The organism is Streptomyces sp. NPDC002788 (assembly GCF_053592115.1).
This window is the reverse complement of record NZ_JBSFVB010000008.1, coordinates 302,174-320,954: the sequence shown is the minus strand read 5'-3', so window position 1 is coordinate 320,954 and position 18,781 is coordinate 302,174. Positions and strand designations below refer to the sequence as shown.

The following is an 18,781-nucleotide window of genomic DNA, read 5'->3' as shown; positions in this document are numbered from 1 at the left end:
GCCGAACATGAAGGGAGCTTCACCCGGTGGGGAGCCGGTACCCCATCCCCCGCACCGTCTCCACCCGCTGGGCCCCCAGCTTCTTCCGCAGCGTCCGCACGTACACGTCCACGATGTTGGACCCCGGGTCGAAGTCGTACCCCCACACGTGGGACAGGATCTGCTCCCGGGACAGCACCTGCCCCGGATGCCGCAGGAACAGTTCCAGCAGCACGAACTCACGGGCCGTCAGGTCGACCGTGCGCTCCCCGGAGCGGGCCCGGCGCGTGCGCAGGTCGAGGCTCAGGGTGCCCGACCTGAGCACCGTCACCTCCGGCGCCCGCGCCGCCGTGCGGAGCCGCAGCCGCACCCGGGCCAGCAGCTCCTCGAAGCGGAACGGCTTGGTCATCCAGTCGTCGGCCCCGCCCTCGAGACCGGCCACCGTGTCCCGTACGGAGTCCCGCGCGGTCAGCACGATCACCGGCACCGTCACCCGCGCCTCGCGCAGCTCCCGCAGGATCGTGAAGCCGTCCCGGCCGGGCAGCCCGATGTCCAGGACGACGAGGTCGAAGCCGCCGGTCAGGGCGTACTCGTAGCCCGCGTCGCCGTCGGTGACGACGGTCGTGGTGAAGCCGTTGGAGCGCAGGCCCTTCTCCACGAAGGAGGCGATGCGCTCCTCGTCCTCGACGATGAGGATGCGGTTCACGTGGGGTCCCCTTCCGGTGCCCGGGAGGTGTGCAGGACGAGGGCGAAGGTGGCGCCGCCCCCGGGAGTGCCGTGGAGCCGTACCCGCCCCCGGTGGCCCTCGGCGATCGCCTTGACGATGGACAGCCCGAGTCCGGCGCCGGAGCCCCGGGTGCCGCGGCGGGCCGTGCCGCGCCGGAAGCGCTCGAAGATCACCTCGCTGTCCTGGGGCTGCACACCGGGCCCGGAGTCGGCGACGTACAGCTCCAGCCGCGAGCCGTCGGCGCGGGAGCCGATGCGGATGGTCTGGCCGGCCGTGGTGTGCTGCACGGCGTTCTGCGCGAGCTGCACCATGGCCTGGGTGATCCGCTGCGGGTCCAGCTCGGCCTCCAGATCGGCGACCTCGGCCAGCTGCCAGTCGCGGTCACCCAAGGTCCGGGCCTTGACGTAGACGTCGGCGGTGAGTTCGGCGACCTGGAACGGTTCCGGCGTGACGAAATCGGGGCGTTCGGCCTTGGCGAGCAGCAACAGGTCCTCGACGATGCGGCTCATCCGGTCCAGCTCGTCGGTGACCAGCCGGACCGTCTCCTCGCGCTCGGCCGGGTCCTCGCCCATCAGCTCCAGATGGCCGCGCACGATGGTGATGGGGGTGCGCAGCTCGTGGCCGGCGTCGTCGACGAACTCGCGCTGCGCGGCGAAGGCCCGCTCCAGCCGGTCGAGCATGCCGTTGAACGTCTCGGCGAGAGCCGCTATGTCGTCGTGGCCGTGCACCGGGATGCGGCGGGTGAGGTCCTGCTCGGTGAGCTGCGCGGCCGCGGTGCGCACCACCCGCACCGGTCTCAGGATCCGACCGGCGACCGCCCAGGCGATGCCGACGGTCAGCAGCAGCGCGACCCCGGAGATGACGAGCAGCGTGCGGAACATGCTGTTCACGCGCGCTTGCTCGCGCTCCGGGTGGAAGGCGACGACGAACGCGGCGTCCGGTTCCCGGCCCTGCCGCGCCACGGTCACCTTCGCCCAGCGGATCTCGCCCTGCGGCCGCCGGAGCACACCGGAGGAGTCGGGCGAGTCGAAGACGCGGCGCCGGGCCTCGGAGTCCCGGTGCAGGGGCAGGGCGACGGGCAGGTCGTGCGGCTGGCGGATCTGCCGGGGAGCACCGCCCGCCCCGGCGACCAGGCCGATCAGCTCCTCGTCCGCGTCGGGGTACTGCCGCTCCAGGAACACCGTCAGCAGCCGGTCGGCGTCGGTGAACGGCCGGCCCGTCTGCGGATCCCCGCCCCGCTCCTCGAAGTTGGCGAACTCGCCGGTCTCCTGGGCGAGCAGCCGGTTGATCCGGTTGTCGACGTCCCGCATCAGGAACGATCGGGTGGTCATGGCCACCGAGGCGAGTGCGACCGCCATCACGAGCAGCAGCCACAGCAGGATGCGGACCCGGGCGGAGATCCGCCGGCGCCCGGTGTCAGTTGTCGGAGCCGGGCCCGTCGTCGTCGCCCGGCCCGTCGTCTCCGTTGCCCCGGCCGCCGTCGTCGTCGTCATCGTCACTCGCTGAGCTGTCGGTCACCGGAGGCCGTGAGACGACCTCGTCGCCCGGCGCGGCGCCGGACGGCGTGGGCTTGGAGGTGGGATCGAGCGTGGAGGTGGGTGTGGGCGAACTCCTGTCCAGTTCCACCTGCGGGGAGGGCATCTTGGGCGACTCGGGGCTGTCCGCGAGGGCGTAGCTGGTCGCGGCGATGCCCAGCGGGATCAGCACGACCGCGGACAGGGCGGCCATACGACGGGAGAATGCCATGCGCCCGATCCTGCGGACGGAACCCGGGGCGGATGATGAACCCCGGATGAAGAACTCTTCATCCGGGGCCCCGGGGACCGGGTTCTCAGCGTGCCCTCGGGCAGGGAGCCCTAGGCGTCCAACCCGATCGAGAACGCCGCTTCCAGGTCGTGCTGCGAGTAGGTGCGGAACGCCACGTGCGTGTCCGTCCCCTCCACCCCGGGGATCTTGCTGATCCGTCCCGGGATGACCTCGGCCAGGTCCTCGTGCCGCTTCACCCGGACCATCGCGATCAGGTCGTAGGTGCCGGTGACGGAGAAGACCTCGCTGACGTTGTCCAGCGCCGCGATCGACTCGGCGATCTCGGGGATCCGGTCCACGCTGGTCTTGATGAGGACGATCGCGGTGATCACGGCTGGTTCTCTCCCTCGGGGGCCGGAGCAGGGGCGGCCTTCACTCTAGTGGGGCCGGTCGGGCGGCCGTAGCGGACCGACGCGTAGCCGAAGCCGAGCCCGAACCCGATCAGGTGGGCGAGGTAGGCCACCCCCGGTCCGTCCGGGGCGCGCCCCGCGGCCAGCCACTGCAGGGCCGCCCAGAACGGCAGCACGATCCACGCCGGTAAGCGCACCGGAAGGAAGAACAGGAACGGCAGGAGACTGGTCACCCGGGCACGGGGGAACAGGTACAGGAACGCGCCGAGGATCGCCGAGATCGCCCCGGAGGCACCGACCAGGGACTGCCCGGAGTCCGCGTTGGCGACGGCGTAGCCCAGCAGGGCCAGGTAGCCGCAGCCGACGTAGAACAGGGTGAACTGCACCCGTCCCATCCGCTCCTCGGTCATCGCCCCGAAGACGTAGAGGAAGAGCATGTTGCCGAGCAGGTGCACCCAGCTGCCGTGGACGAAGAGCGCGGTCGCGGGGGTCAGAGCGGATCCCCCGGACCCGTCGAACAGTTCTGCGGGGATCACGCCCCAGCGGCGGAAGTAGCTTCGCTGCGCGGCGAGCAGCTCGTCGCCCGTGCCGTACGCCGGATTCAGGCCCGAGCCGGGCCCGGCCAGGAAGACCAGGCAGCACAGGACGATCATGGAGTACGTCACCGGCGCCGACGACCCCCTGACCGCCCTGCCGGCCCGGACGATCGACGCGCTCCACTTGCGGATCATGGACACAGAGCATGACGTAACCGGACGCAACCGCGCAGACCGCCTCGCCGCCGCGGACGCGTGGGCGGCGGGGACCCGCCAGGCCGTAGGGTTACGAGCCACACGCACCGGGGATGCCGGTGGCGTCACGGACACTAGAAGGAAAGAGAACAGGTCACGATGACGGTTCCCCTGCCGACCGCCGAGACGCGGTGGCGCTGCACCCTCTGCGGCAACCTCACGCGGTTCGACGTGACCCGCTCGTCGAAGGTCGTGGAGTACGTCCACCTGGACCTGGCCGGAGAGCCGAAGGTCGAGGAGCGCGAGGTGCTCAGTGAGACCATCGAGTCGGTGCGCTGCCGCTGGTGCAACGCGGTGGACCAGGTGGAACTCGTGGACAGGCCGGGCGCCGGGTCCTGACGACGGGGGTCCCCCCGCTCGAGCGAAGTCGAGAGTGAGGGAGGGCCCCGCACAGAATTGGGGTGTGACGGATGGCGGAGACCACAGGCGGGGGGCCGGGCGACGGCGCCGCCGAGGTGCTCGACCGTCCGCTGCCCGACGGCGTGCGCCGCAGAGTCGTCCAGATCGTCTCCGACGGCTTCGGCGCGCTGACGGTCTCCGAGCTGCCCGCGCAGTTGAGGCAGTACGCCCGGTTCGCCCCGAACCGGCGGACCAAGTTCGCGGGCAACGCCATGGCCGCGGCGCTGGAGACCGACCCGCTGTTCCGGCAGCGCATCGGGGAGAAGCTCAGAGAGACCCAGCCGGAGCTCACCGGCGCCCTCGACTCAGGCTCCCCGCCTCCGGCCGCGGACCCGCTCGACGTGGCGGCCGCGGCCTACGTACTGCGGCCGCCCGGCTGGGTGAAGCTGGTGGCCGCCGCCGGCGAGGAGGCCCAGCGGGCCGACGCCGAGCGCGCCGACGAGGAGAACCGGGCCGAGCTGGAGCGGCTGCGCGGCGAACTCGACCGGGCCCGTGAGCACACCCGGGCCGAGACCGAGCGGCTGCGCGCGGAGCTGGAATCGGCCAAGAAGGAAGCCGATTCGCTGCACCGCAAGCTGCGTGCCGCCCTCAGCGACGTCAAGCGCGGCGAGGCCGCCCTGCGCAAGGCGCACGGCGAGATCGAGGCCGTCCGCGCCGAGGGGCAGGCCCAGGTGTCCGCCGCCGAGAGCGAGACCCGGCGGCTGAAGTCCCGGCTCGGGGAGACCGAAGCCGCTCTGGAGGCCGCCCGCCGGGCTGCGCGCGAGGGCCGCAGCGTCGAGGACATGCGGGTACGGCTGCTGCTGGACACCCTGCTGGACGCCACCCAGGGGCTCCGCCGCGAACTGGCCCTGCCGCCGGTGTCCGTGCGCCCCGCCGAGACCGTAGACGCCGTGGAGCCGGGCCGGATGACCCCCAAGGACATCGCCGCCCGCGCCCTGTCCGAGAACGACCCGCAGGTCCTCGACCAGCTGCTCGCGCTGCCGCAGGCCCATCTGGTCGTCGACGGCTACAACGTCACCAAGACCGGTTATCCGCAGATGCCGCTGGAGAAGCAGCGCCTGCGGCTGCTCGGGCAGCTCTCCCAGCTGGCCGCGCAGAGTGGCGCCGAGGTGACCTGCGTCTTCGACGGGGCCGAACTGGCCGCGCCGGTGCTGCTCGCGCCGCCGCGCGGCGTCCGGGTGCTCTTCTCGAAGCCGGGCGTCACCGCTGACGAGCTGATCCGCCAGCTGGTGCGGGCCGAACCGCCGGGCCGGCCGGTCATCGTCGCCTCCACCGACCGCGAGGTCGCCGACGGGGTGGCCCGTGCGGGCGCCCGTCCCGTGGCCTCGGCGATGCTCCTCAAGCGACTTTCGCGGGCCTAGGGGCCGTACGCACCATGCGTAACGTCCGGGCGTGATGCCCGAATTGATGGGACTTGCGAGCCACGGTGAGTCAAACGGGTCTCACCGCCTGTGAGTCCAGGGAAAAAGTTGGCCTACCGTGACGCGAATTTTCATCTGAGGATTTGAACTGATCACAGGAAGGTCACTAGGGTCGGGCCGAACCTCCGCTCGGGTGATCACTCATCGGGAGAGACGGCGGAGGGGCCAGAAGGAGCTTTTCACCCGTGGCGTCCCACCGTCGTCCGAAGCAGCCGAGCCGCGCACGTGTGACCGTGCTGACCACCGCCGCCGCCGCTGCCGTCGCCTTCAGCTCGCAGGCCGCAAACGCCGCCCCCAGCGAGAAGCCGAGCAAGGACGAGGTCAAGGCCAAGGTCGACAAGCTCTACGAAGAGGCGGAGCAGGCCACCGAGAAGTACAACGGGGCCAAGGAGAAGCAGGAGAAGCTCCAGAAGGAGATCTCCACCATCCAGGACAACGTCGCCCGCGGCCAGGAGGAGCTCAACGAGCTCCGCGACAGCCTCGGCCTCGCCGCCGCGTCGCAGTACCGCACGGGCAGCATCGACCCCTCCGTCCAGCTTTTCCTCTCGGCCAACCCTGAGGACTACCTCGACAAGGCCTCCACGCTCGACCAGTTGAGCAGCCAGCAGGTCGAGGCGCTGAAGAAGGTCCAGGAGAAGCAGCGCGAACTCGCCCAGGAGCGCGCCGAGGCCTCCGAGAAGCTCAAGGACCTCGCCTCCACCCGGACCGAACTCGGCAAGAAGAAGAAGGAAGTCCAGGGCAAGCTCGCCTCCGCGCAGAAGCTGCTCAACAGCCTCACCGCCGCCGAGAAGGCCGAACTCGCCGCCGAGCAGAACCGGGCCAGCCGGGCCAGCGAGCGCGACGCCCTCACCGCCGACGTCCCGCCCGGCTCGGGCCGGGCCGCCGCCGCCTTCGCCTTCGCCCAGAGCCAGCTCGGCAAGCCCTACGTCTACGGCGCCACGGGCATGAGCTCCTTCGACTGCTCCGGCCTCACCTCCCGGGCCTACGCCGCCGCCGGCATCCAGATCCCGCGCACCTCCGAGGCCCAGTCCCAGATCGGCACCAAGATCTACTCGGTCAGCCAGCTCAAGGTCGGCGACCTGGTCTTCTTCTTCAACGACCTGCACCACGTCGGCCTCTACGCCGGCAACGGGCAGATCATCCACGCCCCGCGCACGGGCACGGTGGTCCGCTACGAGTCGATGGACACCATCGGCGGTCCCTTCATGTTCGGCGTCCGGGTCTGACACCGGACCTCGAAAGTCCCCTCGGCGTCCTCAAGATCAGGACACCGTGTCCGCCGTCCGGGGGAATCCCGACAACCCGGACTGAGCCCACGCCCCGCCGGTGACCTGCGTCAGCGGCGGGGCGTCGCGCCGCGTACCCACGGATGGTCGTTGGCGGCCCCCTGTCGCGGGGCTACTGTCTGCCGCGTTCCAAGTCCGCCAGCGGAAGGAGAGCGGCTTCCCGTGGGGTCCCATCGCCGCCTTGCACCATCCGGCTTCGACCGGGGCGCCAGTGTCGCGGTCAGCTTCCTGTCCGTCGCGGCCGCCGCCCTGGGCGCGGTACCGGCCGTGGCCGAACCGTACGACGACACCCGCGCCAAGGTGGACCGCCTCTACGAGCAGGCCGAGAAGGCCATCGAGGCCTACAACGAGGCCGACGAGCGCGCTGACGAGCTGCGCGACGAGGTCGGCACGGCCCGTGACCGGGTCGCCCGGCAGCAGCAGCGCATCAACTCCATGCGGGAGTCGCTCGGTTCGCTCGCCGGCGCCCAGTACCGGTCGGGCGGCATCGACCCGTCCCTCGCTCTGCTGTTCTCCGACGACCCGGACGACTACCTCGACGAGGCCTCCCGGCTCGACCGCCTCACCGCCCACCAGGCCGGCGAACTCAGGGAGCTCCAGGACGCCATGCGTGAACTCGCCCAGGACCGCGAGGAGGCGGCGGACAAGCTCCGCGAACTGGAGAAGAGCCGCAAGGCCGTCGCCGCCCACAAGAAGACCGTCGAGCGGAAGCTCGCCACGGCCCGGCGGCTGCTCAACTCCCTGCCGGACGGCGAGCGTGCCGCCTACGACCGCGCCTCGCGCTCCGGCCGCACCGGCCTGTCCGGCCTCGGTGGCTCCACCGCCGCCTCGGGACGCGGTGCCGCCGCCGTCGCCGCCGCCCGCAGCGCGCTCGGCAAGCCCTACGTCTGGGGCGCCAACGGTCCCGCCGGCTTCGACTGTTCGGGCCTGATGCAGTGGTCGTACGCGCAGGCCGGGGTCTCCCTGCCGCGCACCTCGCAGGCCCAGCGGTACGCCGGACGGCAGGTCCCGCTGTCCGAGGCGCGCCCCGGCGACCTGGTCCTCTACCGGGGCGACGCCAGCCATGTCGGGATGTACATGGGCAACGGCCAGGTCATCCACGCGCCCTACCCCGGCGCGTCCGTGCGCTACGACCCGGTCGGGATGATGCCGGTCTCGTCGGTCACCAGGGTCTGACCGGGGCGGCCCGTCGCCCGTACGATCGGGGGCGTGGCTGGTCGAAGGTCGGGGTCCGCGGTGGTGGCGCTCGTACTGCTGCTCGCCGCCCTGGTCGGGTGCGGCGGGCGGTCCGCGGCCGACAGTGTCACGGTCGACGTCCAGCGGCTGCTGGACCGCCGGGCGGCCGCGGTCCTCGACCGCGACGAACGGGCCTACGCGCGCACCGGTACGGGTACGGATTTCGCCCGACTGCGCGCGATGCCCCTGGCCGCCTGGTCGTACCGCGTGACCGAGCTGCACCGCACCGGCGACACGGCCACGGCCGACGCCGAGCTGCGCTACCGCGTCGCCGGGTACGACCGGGTGCCGGTGGCCGTCGGGCGCACACTGCGGCTGAGCCGGGACGCGGACGGGCGGTGGTCGGTCGACGCCGAGCGGCCCGCGAAGAGGTCCGCGCAGCAGCTGTGGGACCAGGGGACGGTGCGGTTTGTCCGGGGCGAACACAGCCTCGTCCTCGGTGTCGGGCAGTCCGACCGCTCGCTGCGCGACTTCGCCGGCCTGGCCGACCGTGCGGTGCCGGCCGTGTCGGACGCGTGGGGCACGGACTGGAGCCGGCGGGTCGTCCTGCTCGTGCCGGACTCACTGGAGGGGATGGCGGGGCTGCTCGGATCGCCCGCCTCCTCCTACCGGGGGATCGCGGCGGTCACCACCGGCGAGACGGGCGCGCCGGGCCGGTCGCCGGCGGACCGGATCATCGTCAACCCGGACGCGTTCGCCCACCTCGGCGGCCCCGGCGAGCAGGTCGTCGTCACCCACGAGATCACCCACGTCGCCACCCGTGCCCACACGAGCGCCGCCACGCCCTTGTGGCTGTCCGAGGGGTACGCCGACTGGGTCGGCTACCGCGGCGCCGGCCGCACCCCCGCCGAGGCCGCCCCCGAGCTGTCCCGTGCGGTGAGCCGGGGCCGGCTACCCGCCGAGCTCCCGGCCGACGAGGACTTCGGCTTCACCGGCGACGCGAGCCGCCTGGCGCGGGCCTACGAGAGCGGCTGGACGGCATGCCTGCTGATCGCCGACCGCTGGGGCGAGCCGGCGCTGCGGGAGTTCTACCGGGCCGTCGGCGAGCACGGGAAGCGCGCCGGGGCGGTGGAGCAGGCGATGCGGGACGTGCTGGGGACGACGCCGGAGGCGTTCACGGACGAGTGGCGGGACCGTCTGCGGGCCGAGCTGGGCTGACCGGGCCGCGGTGGGGCCGGGCGGTTGTGCGGCCTGATATGCCGGGCGGTTGTGCGGCCTGATACGGGCAGAACCGCCCAGGGACCGCACTCGGCCCCGCATGCGTGGCCGGAGCCGGGCGTTCGGCCCGGCCGGACGCTGCCGCCGCGCCCCCGCGTCCGGCCGCCTCACCCCGACCCTTCGAGCAGTTCGACGGCCTCCCGCAGCCAGGCCCGTTCCGCCTCGCCCGTTGCCCGGGCGACCCGGAGCACGCCCTGGCGGAAAAGGTCGTCCGCTTCCTCGGCGCGGACCGGCTTGCCGGACTCGTAGAAGAAGCTCGTCGGGGCCTGGAGGAAGTCCAGGCGGCGGCGCAGCACCGCGGCCTGCTCGTGCCGGTCGGGCAGGTGGCGCAGGAAGGCCAGGACCGTGTTGAAGCGGACGTGGTCGGTGATCTCGGTCTGCTTCGGGTGCCGCAGCCGCTCCAGCAGCTCCTCGCGGCCCTGGTCGGTGAGGGCGAGGATCCGCCGCGGGGCCGCGCTCGCCCCCGGTTCCGTGCGCTGGTCGAGCAGGCCCGCCGTGACCAGCCGTGTGATCGCCGGGTAGAGCGCACCGTCGCTCACGGGCCGGACATGCCCGGTCAGCGCCTTGATGCGTTCCTTCAACTCATAGCCGTGCAACGGCTCCTCGGCCAGGAAGCCCAGGATCGACAGCTCCAGCATGGCTCTCCTCCCGAGTGGGCGAAACCGCATGCTACCTCTTGACGAGTTACCTCGATTCGAGTTACCTCGTATCGAGGTTCGTTCGGACTCAGGGGGACAGTCACCGTGAACGCCCACCGCCGGCAGCTCGTCCTGCTCGCCCGGCCCGTCTACTTCTCGCTCCTCGCCTCCGTCGCCGCCGGGATCATCAACACCGTCTGGGTCGCCCGGCTGGGCGGTCCGGCCGTGGCCGCCGTCGCCGTGGCGACCACCACGGAGAACGTGCTGCTCGGCATCGCCCTGGTCTTCGGCTCCGGCACGACCGTGCTGGTCGCCCACGCCCGGGGCAGCCGGGACCCCGCCGCCGTACGGGCCGCCGTGCGGGGCGGATGGGCGCTGTGGGCGCTGGTGACGCCCCTGGTCGTGGCGGGCGGCCTGCTGGGGCGCGAACCGCTGGCCCGGCTGGTGCTGGGCGGGGCGGACAGCGCGGCCCTCCCGCTCGCCGTCGCCTACTTCACGCTCTCCATGCCCGGCATGGCCGTCTTCTTCGCGCAGCAACTCGTCGACGGCCTCCTCAAGGGCGCCGGCGACACGAGAACCCCGATGCGGCTCGCCCTGCTGTCCAACGGCCTGATCCTGGCCCTCGATCCGCTCCTCATCCACCTCCACGGCGTCCGGGGCGCCGCGGCCGCGACGGTGCTGTCCCGGTGCGTGGCCCTCGGGGCCGGACTCCTCGCGGTCCGGCGCAACGCCCTCCTGCGGACGGCCCGCGCCGCCGAGCCGGGTGAGCCCCGGGCCGTCTCCCTGCGTCGGACGCTGACGACCGGTCTGCCCATGTCCGCCGACTTCACCGTGCGGCAGACGGGCGCCCTGGTCCTGGTCGCGATCGTCGCGCGGCTCGGGGTGACGGCGGTGGCCGCCTACGCGATCGCCTACAAGGTCCTGTACGTGGCGACCATGGCCTTCTACGCCGTCCGCCAGGCCGCCTCCATCCACACCGCCCACACGCGGGGGGCGGGGCTCGACGAGCGGCGGGCGATCGGGCGGCAGGCCGTGCTCGTCTCCGGCACACTCGGGCTCACCGCGGCCGTCCTGCTCGCCGTCACCGCCCCCTGGATCATGGCCGCCTTCGGTGCCGGGCCCGCAGTCGCCCGCGAGGGCGTGCTGTTCCTGCGCTGCGTCGGGCCCTACCTGCTGCTGATGGCCTGCCTCATCGCCCTCGGCGGGGTCTTCGAGGGGAGCGGCGGTGCCTCCGTCCTGCTGCGCGTGACCGTGCTCGGGACGGCGGTCCAGCTGGCGTTCGCGTACGCCCTGACGGGGCTCGGGCTGCCCGGGGTGTGTCTCGCGCTGGGGCTCGGGGCGGCGGTGCAGTGCGCGCCGGTGGGGCTGCTGTTCGGGCGGGCCCCGGATCAGGAGGAGACGGCGGTCTCGTCGGTACGGGCCGGCTGAGAGGGTACCGGGGCGGGGACCGTGCGCGGTACGGTCGCGCGCCACAGGGCACGAGCCGCGATCAGGGTGGCCGCCACCAGCAGGCCGTTGCGCAGGAACAGCAGGGTCAGGCCGAGACCGTCACTGGCCACCACGTCGGCGAAGTAGAGCGGGAACTCCAGCACCGTCACGAGGCACGCCACCAACACCAGGGCGACCGGCAGCCGCATCCGGCTCCCGGGGAAGTACAGGCACACCGCCGCCAGCCCGACCAGCCACACCATGTACTGCGGGCTGATCACCCGGCTGGTCGTGGTGAACATCAGCACCGCCACGAAGGCCGCGTCGGCGAGCGTGTGCTCCTCGAAGCGCCGGGCCAGCAGCCGCCACAGCATCAGCCAGCCGAAGGCCGCCCCGGTGAAGAACAGCGCGCCCGTGCTCACCTCGCTCACATACGGCCCGAGGAACTCGATCGATCCGTAGTTCAGCCTCACCTCGCCCTGCCAGCCGAAGTGCCGGGCGACATGGAAGACCAGCGCGCCCAGCGACTCCACCTCGGTGCCCCGGTCGCGCTGGAAGGTGAGGAAGGCGAACGCGCCCGGCATGGCCAGGGCGGACAGACCCGCCACCGCGACGCCGGTCACCAGGGCCGACACCCAGGCGCTACGGCGGCGGGCGGCGAGGAGGAGCATCACCGGCCAGACCTTCAGCAGCGCGCCGAAGGCGGCCAGCGCCCCCAGCGCCTTCGGGTGCCGGGCACCGGCGAGCAGCGCCGCCACCGCCACCGCCGTGACCATCACGTCGTAGCGCGCGTACACCGTCGGCCCGAGCAGCGGCACGCCGATCACCCACACCCAGGCACCGCGCAGCGACCGGCCAGGTCGGCGCCCCGCGTACGCCAGCAGGGCCAGGACGGCCAGGTCGGTGACGCACACCAGGACGAAGAAGGCGGTCGCGTAGTCCAGGAAGGGCAGCAGGCCGGGGGAGAGGATCGCCAGCGCGGCGGCGGGCGGGTACTGCCAGGTGACGTCGTCGAGAGGGAACGTTCCGGTGCGCAGGACGTCGTACCAGCCCTGGTAGATCACGTGCACGTCGCTCGTGACGTCCGGGCCCGGGAAGACGTACACCTTCAGCACGAACAACAGCAGCAGCCACCTCGTGAGGCACCAGATCACCGGCAGCCATGCCAGGGACCGCCTCGTGCCCGTCGTCTTCACGTGATCCCTGCCCGTTCGCGTGCCGTGTCGAGGGGGCCATGATGGGCCCGTCGCCTGTGAGCGTGCCATACCTGCCGCCGCGCGGGGCCGTGAAGGGCGGTTCGGTAGGGTCGGCGGGGTGCGCAAGACCCTGATCGTGACGAACGACTTCCCGCCCCGGCCCGGCGGCATCCAGGCGTTCCTGCACAACATGGCGCTGCGGCTGGACCCGCAACGGCTGGTCGTCTACGCCTCGACCTGGAAGCGGAGCCGGGAGGGTGTGGAGGCGACCCGCGCCTTCGACGCCGAGCAGCCCTTCACCGTCGTACGCGACCGAACGACCATGCTGCTGCCGACGCCGGGTGCCACCCGGCGGGCGGTGGGGCTGCTCCGCGAGCACGGTTGCACCTCGGTGTGGTTCGGGGCGGCGGCCCCGCTCGGCCTGATGGCGCCGGCCCTGCGCGGCGCGGGCGCCGAGCGGCTGGTCGCCACCACGCACGGGCACGAGGCCGGCTGGGCCCAACTGCCCGCCGCCCGGCAGCTGCTGCGCCGGATCGGCGACACCACCGACACGATCACCTACCTCGGCGAGTACACGCGCTCGCGGATCGCCACCGCCCTGACTCCCGAGGCGGCCGCCCGCATGACGCAGCTGCCGCCCGGGGTCGACGAGAAGACCTTCCACCCCGGCTCGGGCGGTGACGAGGTGCGGGCCCGTCTCGGCCTGACGGACCGGCCGGTGGTGGTCTGCGTCTCCCGGCTCGTACGGCGCAAGGGGCAGGACACCCTGATCCGGGCGATGCCCCGCATCCTGGCGGCCGAGCCGGACGCCGTGCTGCTGATCGTCGGGGGCGGCCCGTACGAGAAGGACCTGCGGCGGCTCGCCCACGAGACCGGCGTCGCCTCCGCCGTGCGCTTCACGGGTGCCGTCCCCTGGTCCGAACTGCCCGCCCACTACGGCGCCGGAGACGTCTTCGCCATGCCCTGCCGCACCCGCCGCGGCGGCCTGGACGTCGAGGGTCTCGGCATCGTCTATCTGGAGGCCTCCGCGACGGGTCTGCCGGTCGTGGCCGGCGACTCGGGCGGTGCGCCGGACGCGGTCCTCGACGGCGAGACGGGCTGGGTGGTCAGGGGCGGCTCCCCCGAGGAGGCCGCCGACCGCATCACCACCCTCCTCGGCGACGCCGAGCTCCGCCGCAGGATGGGCGAGCGGGGCCGCGCATGGGTCGAGGAGAAGTGGCGCTGGGACCTGCTCGCGGAGCAACTGAGAAGCCTGCTGTAGCAATTGAGAAGCCCGCTGTAGGGAAACCGGACTCAGGGGCGCGGGGCTGTGTCAAGGTGCGGCTCCGCCGCGTGGGCGCGGCGGAGGCCCCTGGCCGGCTTCCTGTGGCCGGACGTGGCCGACCGGGACGGTGTTTCGTCACCACCACCGCGCTCGGTTTCGTCACCACCACCGCGCTCGCCGAACGCACGATGGCGCGGGTCCTCGCCGAGGACACCGCGCCATTTGACGCTCACCCAAAGGCCGTCCTACTTCGCGTAGATCGCCTCGATCTCGTGCGCGTAGTCCTTCGCCACCACGTTCCGCTTCAGCTTCAGTGAGGGCGTCAGATGGCCCGACTCCTCCGTGAACTGGGAGGACAGAATGCGGAACTTCCGCACCGATTCCGCCTTCGACACCGCGGCGTTGCCGTCGTCGACCGCCGCCTGGATCGCGGCCAGCAGGTCCGGGTCCTCGCACAGCGATGCCGCGGTGGAACCCTCCGGCTTGCCGTGGTCACCGCACCAGCGGCCCAGGAACTCCTCGTCGATGGTGACCAGCGCGCCCACGAACGGCCGCCCGTCACCCACCACCATGCACTCCGCGACCAGCGCGTGCGCCCGGATGCGGTCCTCGATCACGGCCGGGGCGACGTTCTTGCCGCCCGCGGTGACGATGATCTCCTTCTTGCGGCCGGTGATCCTGAGGTAACCGTCCTCGTCGAGGGTGCCGATGTCACCGGTGTGGAACCAGCCGTCGGCCAGCGCCTCCCCGGTCGCGCCGGGGTTGTTCCAGTACTCCTTGAACAGGTGCTCGCCGTGCAGCAGCACCTCGCCGTCGTCGGCGATCCGCACCACCGAGCCGGGCAGCGGCTGCCCGACCGTGCCGATCTTCTGCCGGTCCCAGGGGTTGAACGCGGTGGCCGCGCACGACTCGGTCAGGCCGTAGCCCTCCAGGACCGTAAAGCCGATGCCGCGGAAGAAGTGCCCGAGCCGCTCGCCCAGCGGGGCGCCGCCGGAGATGGCGTACTCGCCCCGGCCACCGAGGACCGCGCGGAGCTTGCTGTAGACGAGCTTGTCGAAGGTCTTGTGCTTGATCTTCAGACCGAACGACGGGCCCGACGGGGTGTCCAGGGCCTTGCTGTAGGCGATGGCCGTGTCCGCCGCCTTGTCGAAGATCTTGCCCTTGCCGTCGGCCTGCGCTTTGGCGCGCGCCGAGTTGTAGACCTTCTCGAAGACGCGCGGCACGCCGAGGATCAGGGTCGGGCGGAACGCGGCCAGCTCGTCGGTGAGGTTCTTGATGTCCGGGAGGCAGCCGAGCTTGATCGGCGCCATCATCGGCGCGATCTGCACCAGCCGGCCGAAGACGTGCGCGAGCGGCAGGAAGAGCAGCACCGAGCACTCGCCCGTGCGGAACAGCGGACGCAGCCGCTCCACGATGTTGCCGCACTCGGCGAAGAAGCTGCGGTGGGTGAGCACACAGCCCTTGGGGCGGCCGGTGGTGCCCGAGGTGTAGACGATGGTCGCCGGGTCGTCGGCCCGGGCGATCGAGCTGCGCTCCTCGACCGTCTCGTCCGTGACGTCCTGGCCGAGCCGGCCCAGCTCGTCGAGGCCGCCGTCCTCGATCTGCCAGACATGCTTCAGGGCCGGCAGCCGGTCGCGCACCGACTCGACGGCGGCCGTGTGGGCGCCCGTCTCCACGACGCACGCGGTCGCGCCCGAGTCGCCGAGGATCCACTCCACCTGCTCCGGCGAACTGGTCTCGTACACCGGCACGGTCACCGCGCCCGCGCTCCAGATCGCGAAATCCAGCAGCGTCCACTCGTAGCGGGTACGGGACATCAGGCCCACCCGGTCGCCCGGCTGGACCCCGGCGGCGATCAGCCCCTTCGCCGCCGTGTGCACCTCGGCGCGGAAGGTGGCGGCCGTGACGTCCTGCCAGCTGCCGCCGATCTTGCGGGCGATGACGGCGACGTCCGGGTGCTGCGCGGCGTTTCTGCGGACGATGTCGGTCAGATTTCCGTCCGCAGGGACCTCGTACAAAGCCGGAAGGCTGAACTCGCGCAAGACTGCTGCTCCTCATAGGGCGCCGGCGCCACGACGGTGTGTGCTGCGACGGTGCGGGTCCAAGGCTCGGGCAGGTACTCAGGCATTCACTTGTTGAAATGCAGAGCACGACTGGACTGCCCGGACGTTACCCGCCGGTATGGCTTCCCCGACAGGGGGGCCCGTCGAGATGTTCGCTGCGTCACACAGTTGGGTATTCCTTCGCGCACAGTAGTCCAAGCACTAAATGACTGGCCAGTAACCGCAGGTAGGGCCGCCACTGTTCACAGCTGCGGCGCTCGACCTACTCTTGATCGTCATGCCACCCACACCAGCCGGAAACCGCAGGACGCGCGTGCACGTCATCAGCGACGTACACGGCAACGCCCGTGACCTGGCCCGCGCCGGCGAGGGCGCCGACGCGCTGATCTGCCTGGGCGACCTCGTCCTGTTCCTCGACTACGCCGACCACTCGCGCGGCATCTTCCCCGACCTGTTCGGCGTCGAGAACGCCGACCGCATCGTCGCCCTGCGCACCGCCCGCCGCTACGAGGAGGCCCGGGAGTTCGGCGCCCGGCTGTGGGCCGGCGTCGGCGGGGACCGCGCCTCGGTGATCGAGCAGGCGGTGCGCAAGCAGTACGCCGAGATGTTCGCCGCGTTCCCCACCCCTACGTACGCGACCTACGGCAACGTCGACGTGCCACCCCTGTGGCAGGAGTACGCCGGCCCCGGCACGACCGTCCTCGACGGCCAGCGCGTCGAGATAGGCGGCCGGGTCTTCGGCTTCGTCGGCGGCGGTCTGCGCACGCCGATGCGGACGCCGTACGAGATCAGCGACGAGGAGTACGCGGCGAAGATCGAGGCCGTGGGCGAGGTCGACGTGCTGTGCACGCACATCCCGCCCGAGGTTCCCGAACTGGTCTACGACACGGTCGCGCGCCGCTTCGAGCGCGGCAGCCGGGCCCTGCTGGACGCGATCCGCCGCACCCGCCCCCGCTTCTCGCTCTTCGGGCACGTCCACCAGCCGCTGGTGCGGCGGATGCGGATCGGGGCAACCGAGTGTGTGAACGTGGGGCACTTCGCCGGGACCGGGACGCCGTGGGCGCTGGAGTGGTGAGGACGTCCCAGGTCGGGTGAGATCGGCCGGTCCCGTGCGCGGTAGCCTTCACGCTGCACAGGCTTGCGCACGACGACCTCATAACCGGCCCGTATCTGGAGGAGCCACGGCGATGGCGGAACACACCAGCTCGAGCATCACCATCGAGGCGGCCCCGTCCGATGTCATGGCGGTCATCTCCGACTTCGCCCGCTACCCGGACTGGACCGGCGAGGTGAAGGAGGCCGAGGTCCTCAAGACCGACGCCCAGGGCCGCGCCGAGCAGGTCCGCCTCGTCATGGACGCGGGCGCGATCAAGGACGACCAGGTACTCGCGTACACCTGGACCGGCTCGCACGAGGTGTCCTGGACGCTGGTGAAGTCCCAGATGCTCCGTTCCCTGGACGGCTCGTACCTCCTCAAGCCGTCCGGTGCGGGCGGTACGGAGGTGACGTACGTGCTGACCGTCGACGTCAAGATCCCGATGCTGGGGATGATCAAGCGGAAGGCCGAGAAGGTCATCATCGACCGGGCGCTGGCGGGCCTGAAGAAGAGGGTCGAGTCGGCCTAGGCCGCGCCCTGTCGGCATGGGGTTCTAGCGGCGGCTTCGGTGCGGGTGCGGGGTGACCGGGCGCAACCACGCCGCGGAGCCGCGCGTTCACACTCCCCGCGCCCCCCGAGGGCGTCTCGGTTACCGTTCCTTCCCATGCGCACCATCCTGATCACCGGCCCCGGCGGCAGCGGTCGTACCACCCTCGCCGCCGCGACCGCCCTGGCGGCGGCAGCCGAGGGCACCCGCACCCTCGTCCTCGGCACCGACCGCACGGACAGCCTCGGTGCCGCCCTCGGTGTGCGGACCGGGCCGGTCCCGGTCGAAGCCGCCCCCGGCCTCACCGCCTGGCGCCCCGACCCCGCCCAGGACTTCCGCCGGGACCTCATCGCCCTGCAGGACCGCGCCTCCTCCGCCCTCGACTTCGTCGGCGCCTCCCGCCTCGACCCCGAGGAACTCACGCCCCTCCCCGGCGCGGGGGAACTCGTTCTGCTGCGCGCCCTGCGCGACGCCGCGGTGTCGGAGAAGTACGGCCTGCTCGTCGTCGACCTGCCCCCGGCCCCGCAGGCCCTCGCCCTCCTCGCCCTGCCCGAGGAACTCCGCCGCTACCTGCGCCGCCTCCTCCCGCCCGAACGGCAGGCCGCCCGCGCCCTGCGCCCCGTCCTGGGCCGGCTCGCCGGCGTCCCCATGCCCGCCGAGTGGCTGTACGAGACGGCTGCCCGCTGGGACGTGCAGCTTGCCGCCGCCGAGGCGGTCGTCGCCGACCGGGACACCGTCGTGCGGCTGGTCGCGGAGCCCGGCCCGGCCGGCGCCGACGCTCTGCGCACCACCGGTCTCGGCCTCGCCCTGCGGGGCCTGCGCACCGATGTCGTGGTCGCCAACCGCGTCCTGCCCGAGGCGTCCCCGGACACCTGGCTGGCCGGGCCGGTCGCCCAGCAGCGCAAGACACTGGAGGAGTGGCGGGAGTCGTACGACGTCCGCACGGTCGCCCACCTCGGCCGCGACCCCCGCGGCACCGACGACCTCACCGCACTCGCCGTGCCCGGCCCCGATGAGGAGGCTCCCGCCGCCGAGTGGCCCGTGACCGACCGGCTCGCCGAGGACGGCGTGCTCGTCTGGCACATCCCGCTGCCCGGCGCCATACGCGAGGAACTCGACCTGGTCCGCCGGGGCGACGAACTGGTCGTCACGGCGGGACCCTTCCGCCGTGTCCTCGCCCTGCCCTCCGTCCTGCGCCGCTGCACCGTCGAAGGGGCCGCCCTGCGCGAGGGCGAACTGCGCATCCGCTTCGCGCCCGACCCGAAGCTCTGGCCGCAGACGTGACCGGCCAGTGAGGCGGAGACGGCGGACCCGGCCGGTTCCGGCCCGTGAACCG

18 protein-coding genes are annotated in these 18,781 nt (G+C 72.3%); 10 read left to right on the top strand and 8 right to left on the bottom strand.

Annotated features, from left to right (window positions below; all coding sequences use genetic code 11):
* Positions 1 to 19: 19 nt before the first annotated feature.
* The 5 genes from ACWD1U_RS17765 to ACWD1U_RS17745 all read right to left on the bottom strand — a co-directional run bounded on the left by ACWD1U_RS17765 (position 20) and on the right by ACWD1U_RS17745 (position 3,593).
* Complete coding sequence (locus tag ACWD1U_RS17765; RefSeq protein WP_451108453.1) at positions 20 to 685, bottom strand: response regulator transcription factor; 666 nt, start codon at positions 683 to 685, stop codon at positions 20 to 22.
* Positions 682 to 2,199, bottom strand: a complete 1,518-nt coding sequence (locus tag ACWD1U_RS17760) for an ATP-binding protein (protein WP_451108451.1) — start codon at positions 2,197 to 2,199, stop codon at positions 682 to 684. The genes ACWD1U_RS17765 and ACWD1U_RS17760 overlap by 4 nt, the downstream gene beginning before the upstream one ends.
* Positions 2,123 to 2,452 (bottom strand): small secreted hydrophilic protein, encoded by a 330-nt coding sequence (locus ACWD1U_RS17755; protein ID WP_451108449.1) that lies wholly within the window; start codon positions 2,450 to 2,452, stop codon positions 2,123 to 2,125. The genes ACWD1U_RS17760 and ACWD1U_RS17755 overlap by 77 nt, the downstream gene beginning before the upstream one ends.
* 110 nt (positions 2,453 to 2,562) lie before the next feature.
* Complete coding sequence (locus ACWD1U_RS17750; RefSeq protein WP_451108447.1) at positions 2,563 to 2,844, bottom strand: Lrp/AsnC family transcriptional regulator; 282 nt, start codon at positions 2,842 to 2,844, stop codon at positions 2,563 to 2,565.
* Positions 2,841 to 3,593, bottom strand: a complete 753-nt coding sequence (locus tag ACWD1U_RS17745; protein ID WP_451108445.1) for a rhomboid family intramembrane serine protease — start codon at positions 3,591 to 3,593, stop codon at positions 2,841 to 2,843. The genes ACWD1U_RS17750 and ACWD1U_RS17745 overlap by 4 nt, the downstream gene beginning before the upstream one ends.
* A gap of 159 nt (positions 3,594 to 3,752) precedes the next feature.
* Between ACWD1U_RS17745 and ACWD1U_RS17740 the strand changes: the two genes are divergently transcribed.
* From ACWD1U_RS17740 to ACWD1U_RS17720, 5 genes are all read left to right on the top strand, one after another.
* Entirely contained in the window at positions 3,753 to 3,992 is a 240-nt protein-coding gene (locus ACWD1U_RS17740) for a hypothetical protein (RefSeq protein ID WP_003989675.1), read from the top strand.
* A 71-nt stretch (positions 3,993 to 4,063) separates the two neighbouring features.
* The gene (locus ACWD1U_RS17735) at positions 4,064 to 5,413 is read left to right on the top strand and encodes an NYN domain-containing protein (RefSeq protein ID WP_451108443.1); all 1,350 of its coding nucleotides are present in this window, start codon (positions 4,064 to 4,066) and stop codon (positions 5,411 to 5,413) included.
* A 245-nt stretch (positions 5,414 to 5,658) separates the two neighbouring features.
* Entirely contained in the window at positions 5,659 to 6,699 is a 1,041-nt protein-coding gene (locus ACWD1U_RS17730; RefSeq protein ID WP_451108442.1) for an NlpC/P60 family protein, read from the top strand.
* Between the two features lie 222 nt (positions 6,700 to 6,921).
* Positions 6,922 to 7,935, top strand: a complete 1,014-nt coding sequence (locus tag ACWD1U_RS17725) for an NlpC/P60 family protein (RefSeq protein WP_451108440.1) — start codon at positions 6,922 to 6,924, stop codon at positions 7,933 to 7,935.
* A 33-nt stretch (positions 7,936 to 7,968) separates the two neighbouring features.
* Entirely contained in the window at positions 7,969 to 9,153 is a 1,185-nt protein-coding gene (locus tag ACWD1U_RS17720) for a hypothetical protein (protein WP_451108438.1), read from the top strand.
* Between the two features lie 167 nt (positions 9,154 to 9,320).
* Here ACWD1U_RS17720 and ACWD1U_RS17715 read toward each other — a convergent pair whose 3' ends face one another.
* Positions 9,321 to 9,851 carry a PadR family transcriptional regulator gene (locus ACWD1U_RS17715; protein ID WP_451108436.1) on the bottom strand — a complete coding sequence of 177 codons (531 nt, stop codon included), beginning with the start codon at positions 9,849 to 9,851 and terminating at the stop codon, positions 9,321 to 9,323.
* A gap of 105 nt (positions 9,852 to 9,956) precedes the next feature.
* Here ACWD1U_RS17715 and ACWD1U_RS17710 point away from each other — a divergent pair, with 105 nt between their 5' ends.
* Complete coding sequence (locus ACWD1U_RS17710; protein ID WP_451108434.1) at positions 9,957 to 11,279, top strand: MATE family efflux transporter; 1,323 nt, start codon at positions 9,957 to 9,959, stop codon at positions 11,277 to 11,279.
* Here ACWD1U_RS17710 and ACWD1U_RS17705 read toward each other — a convergent pair.
* The gene (locus ACWD1U_RS17705) at positions 11,240 to 12,475 is read right to left on the bottom strand and encodes a glycosyltransferase 87 family protein (protein ID WP_451108432.1); all 1,236 of its coding nucleotides are present in this window, start codon (positions 12,473 to 12,475) and stop codon (positions 11,240 to 11,242) included. The genes ACWD1U_RS17710 and ACWD1U_RS17705 overlap by 40 nt on opposite strands.
* A gap of 118 nt (positions 12,476 to 12,593) precedes the next feature.
* On the opposite strand from ACWD1U_RS17705, the gene ACWD1U_RS17700 reads away from it, so the two are divergent.
* Positions 12,594 to 13,736 carry a glycosyltransferase family 4 protein gene (locus tag ACWD1U_RS17700; protein ID WP_451108430.1) on the top strand — a complete coding sequence of 381 codons (1,143 nt, stop codon included), beginning with the start codon at positions 12,594 to 12,596 and terminating at the stop codon, positions 13,734 to 13,736.
* A 248-nt stretch (positions 13,737 to 13,984) separates the two neighbouring features.
* Here ACWD1U_RS17700 and ACWD1U_RS17695 read toward each other — a convergent pair whose 3' ends face one another.
* Positions 13,985 to 15,781 carry an AMP-dependent synthetase/ligase gene (locus ACWD1U_RS17695; protein WP_451108428.1) on the bottom strand — a complete coding sequence of 599 codons (1,797 nt, stop codon included), beginning with the start codon at positions 15,779 to 15,781 and terminating at the stop codon, positions 13,985 to 13,987.
* 298 nt (positions 15,782 to 16,079) lie between these two features.
* Here ACWD1U_RS17695 and ACWD1U_RS17690 point away from each other — a divergent pair, with 298 nt between their 5' ends.
* The 3 genes from ACWD1U_RS17690 to ACWD1U_RS17680 all read left to right on the top strand — a co-directional run bounded on the left by ACWD1U_RS17690 (position 16,080) and on the right by ACWD1U_RS17680 (position 18,729).
* Positions 16,080 to 16,877: a metallophosphoesterase family protein gene (locus tag ACWD1U_RS17690; RefSeq protein ID WP_451108427.1), complete on the top strand. Its 798-nt coding sequence runs from the start codon at positions 16,080 to 16,082 to the stop codon at positions 16,875 to 16,877.
* A 112-nt stretch (positions 16,878 to 16,989) separates the two neighbouring features.
* Positions 16,990 to 17,427 (top strand): SRPBCC family protein, encoded by a 438-nt coding sequence (locus ACWD1U_RS17685; protein WP_451108426.1) that lies wholly within the window; start codon positions 16,990 to 16,992, stop codon positions 17,425 to 17,427.
* 135 nt (positions 17,428 to 17,562) lie between these two features.
* Positions 17,563 to 18,729, top strand: coding sequence for an ArsA family ATPase (locus tag ACWD1U_RS17680; protein WP_451108424.1), 1,167 nt, complete (start codon positions 17,563 to 17,565; stop codon positions 18,727 to 18,729).
* Positions 18,730 to 18,781 lie beyond the last annotated feature (52 nt).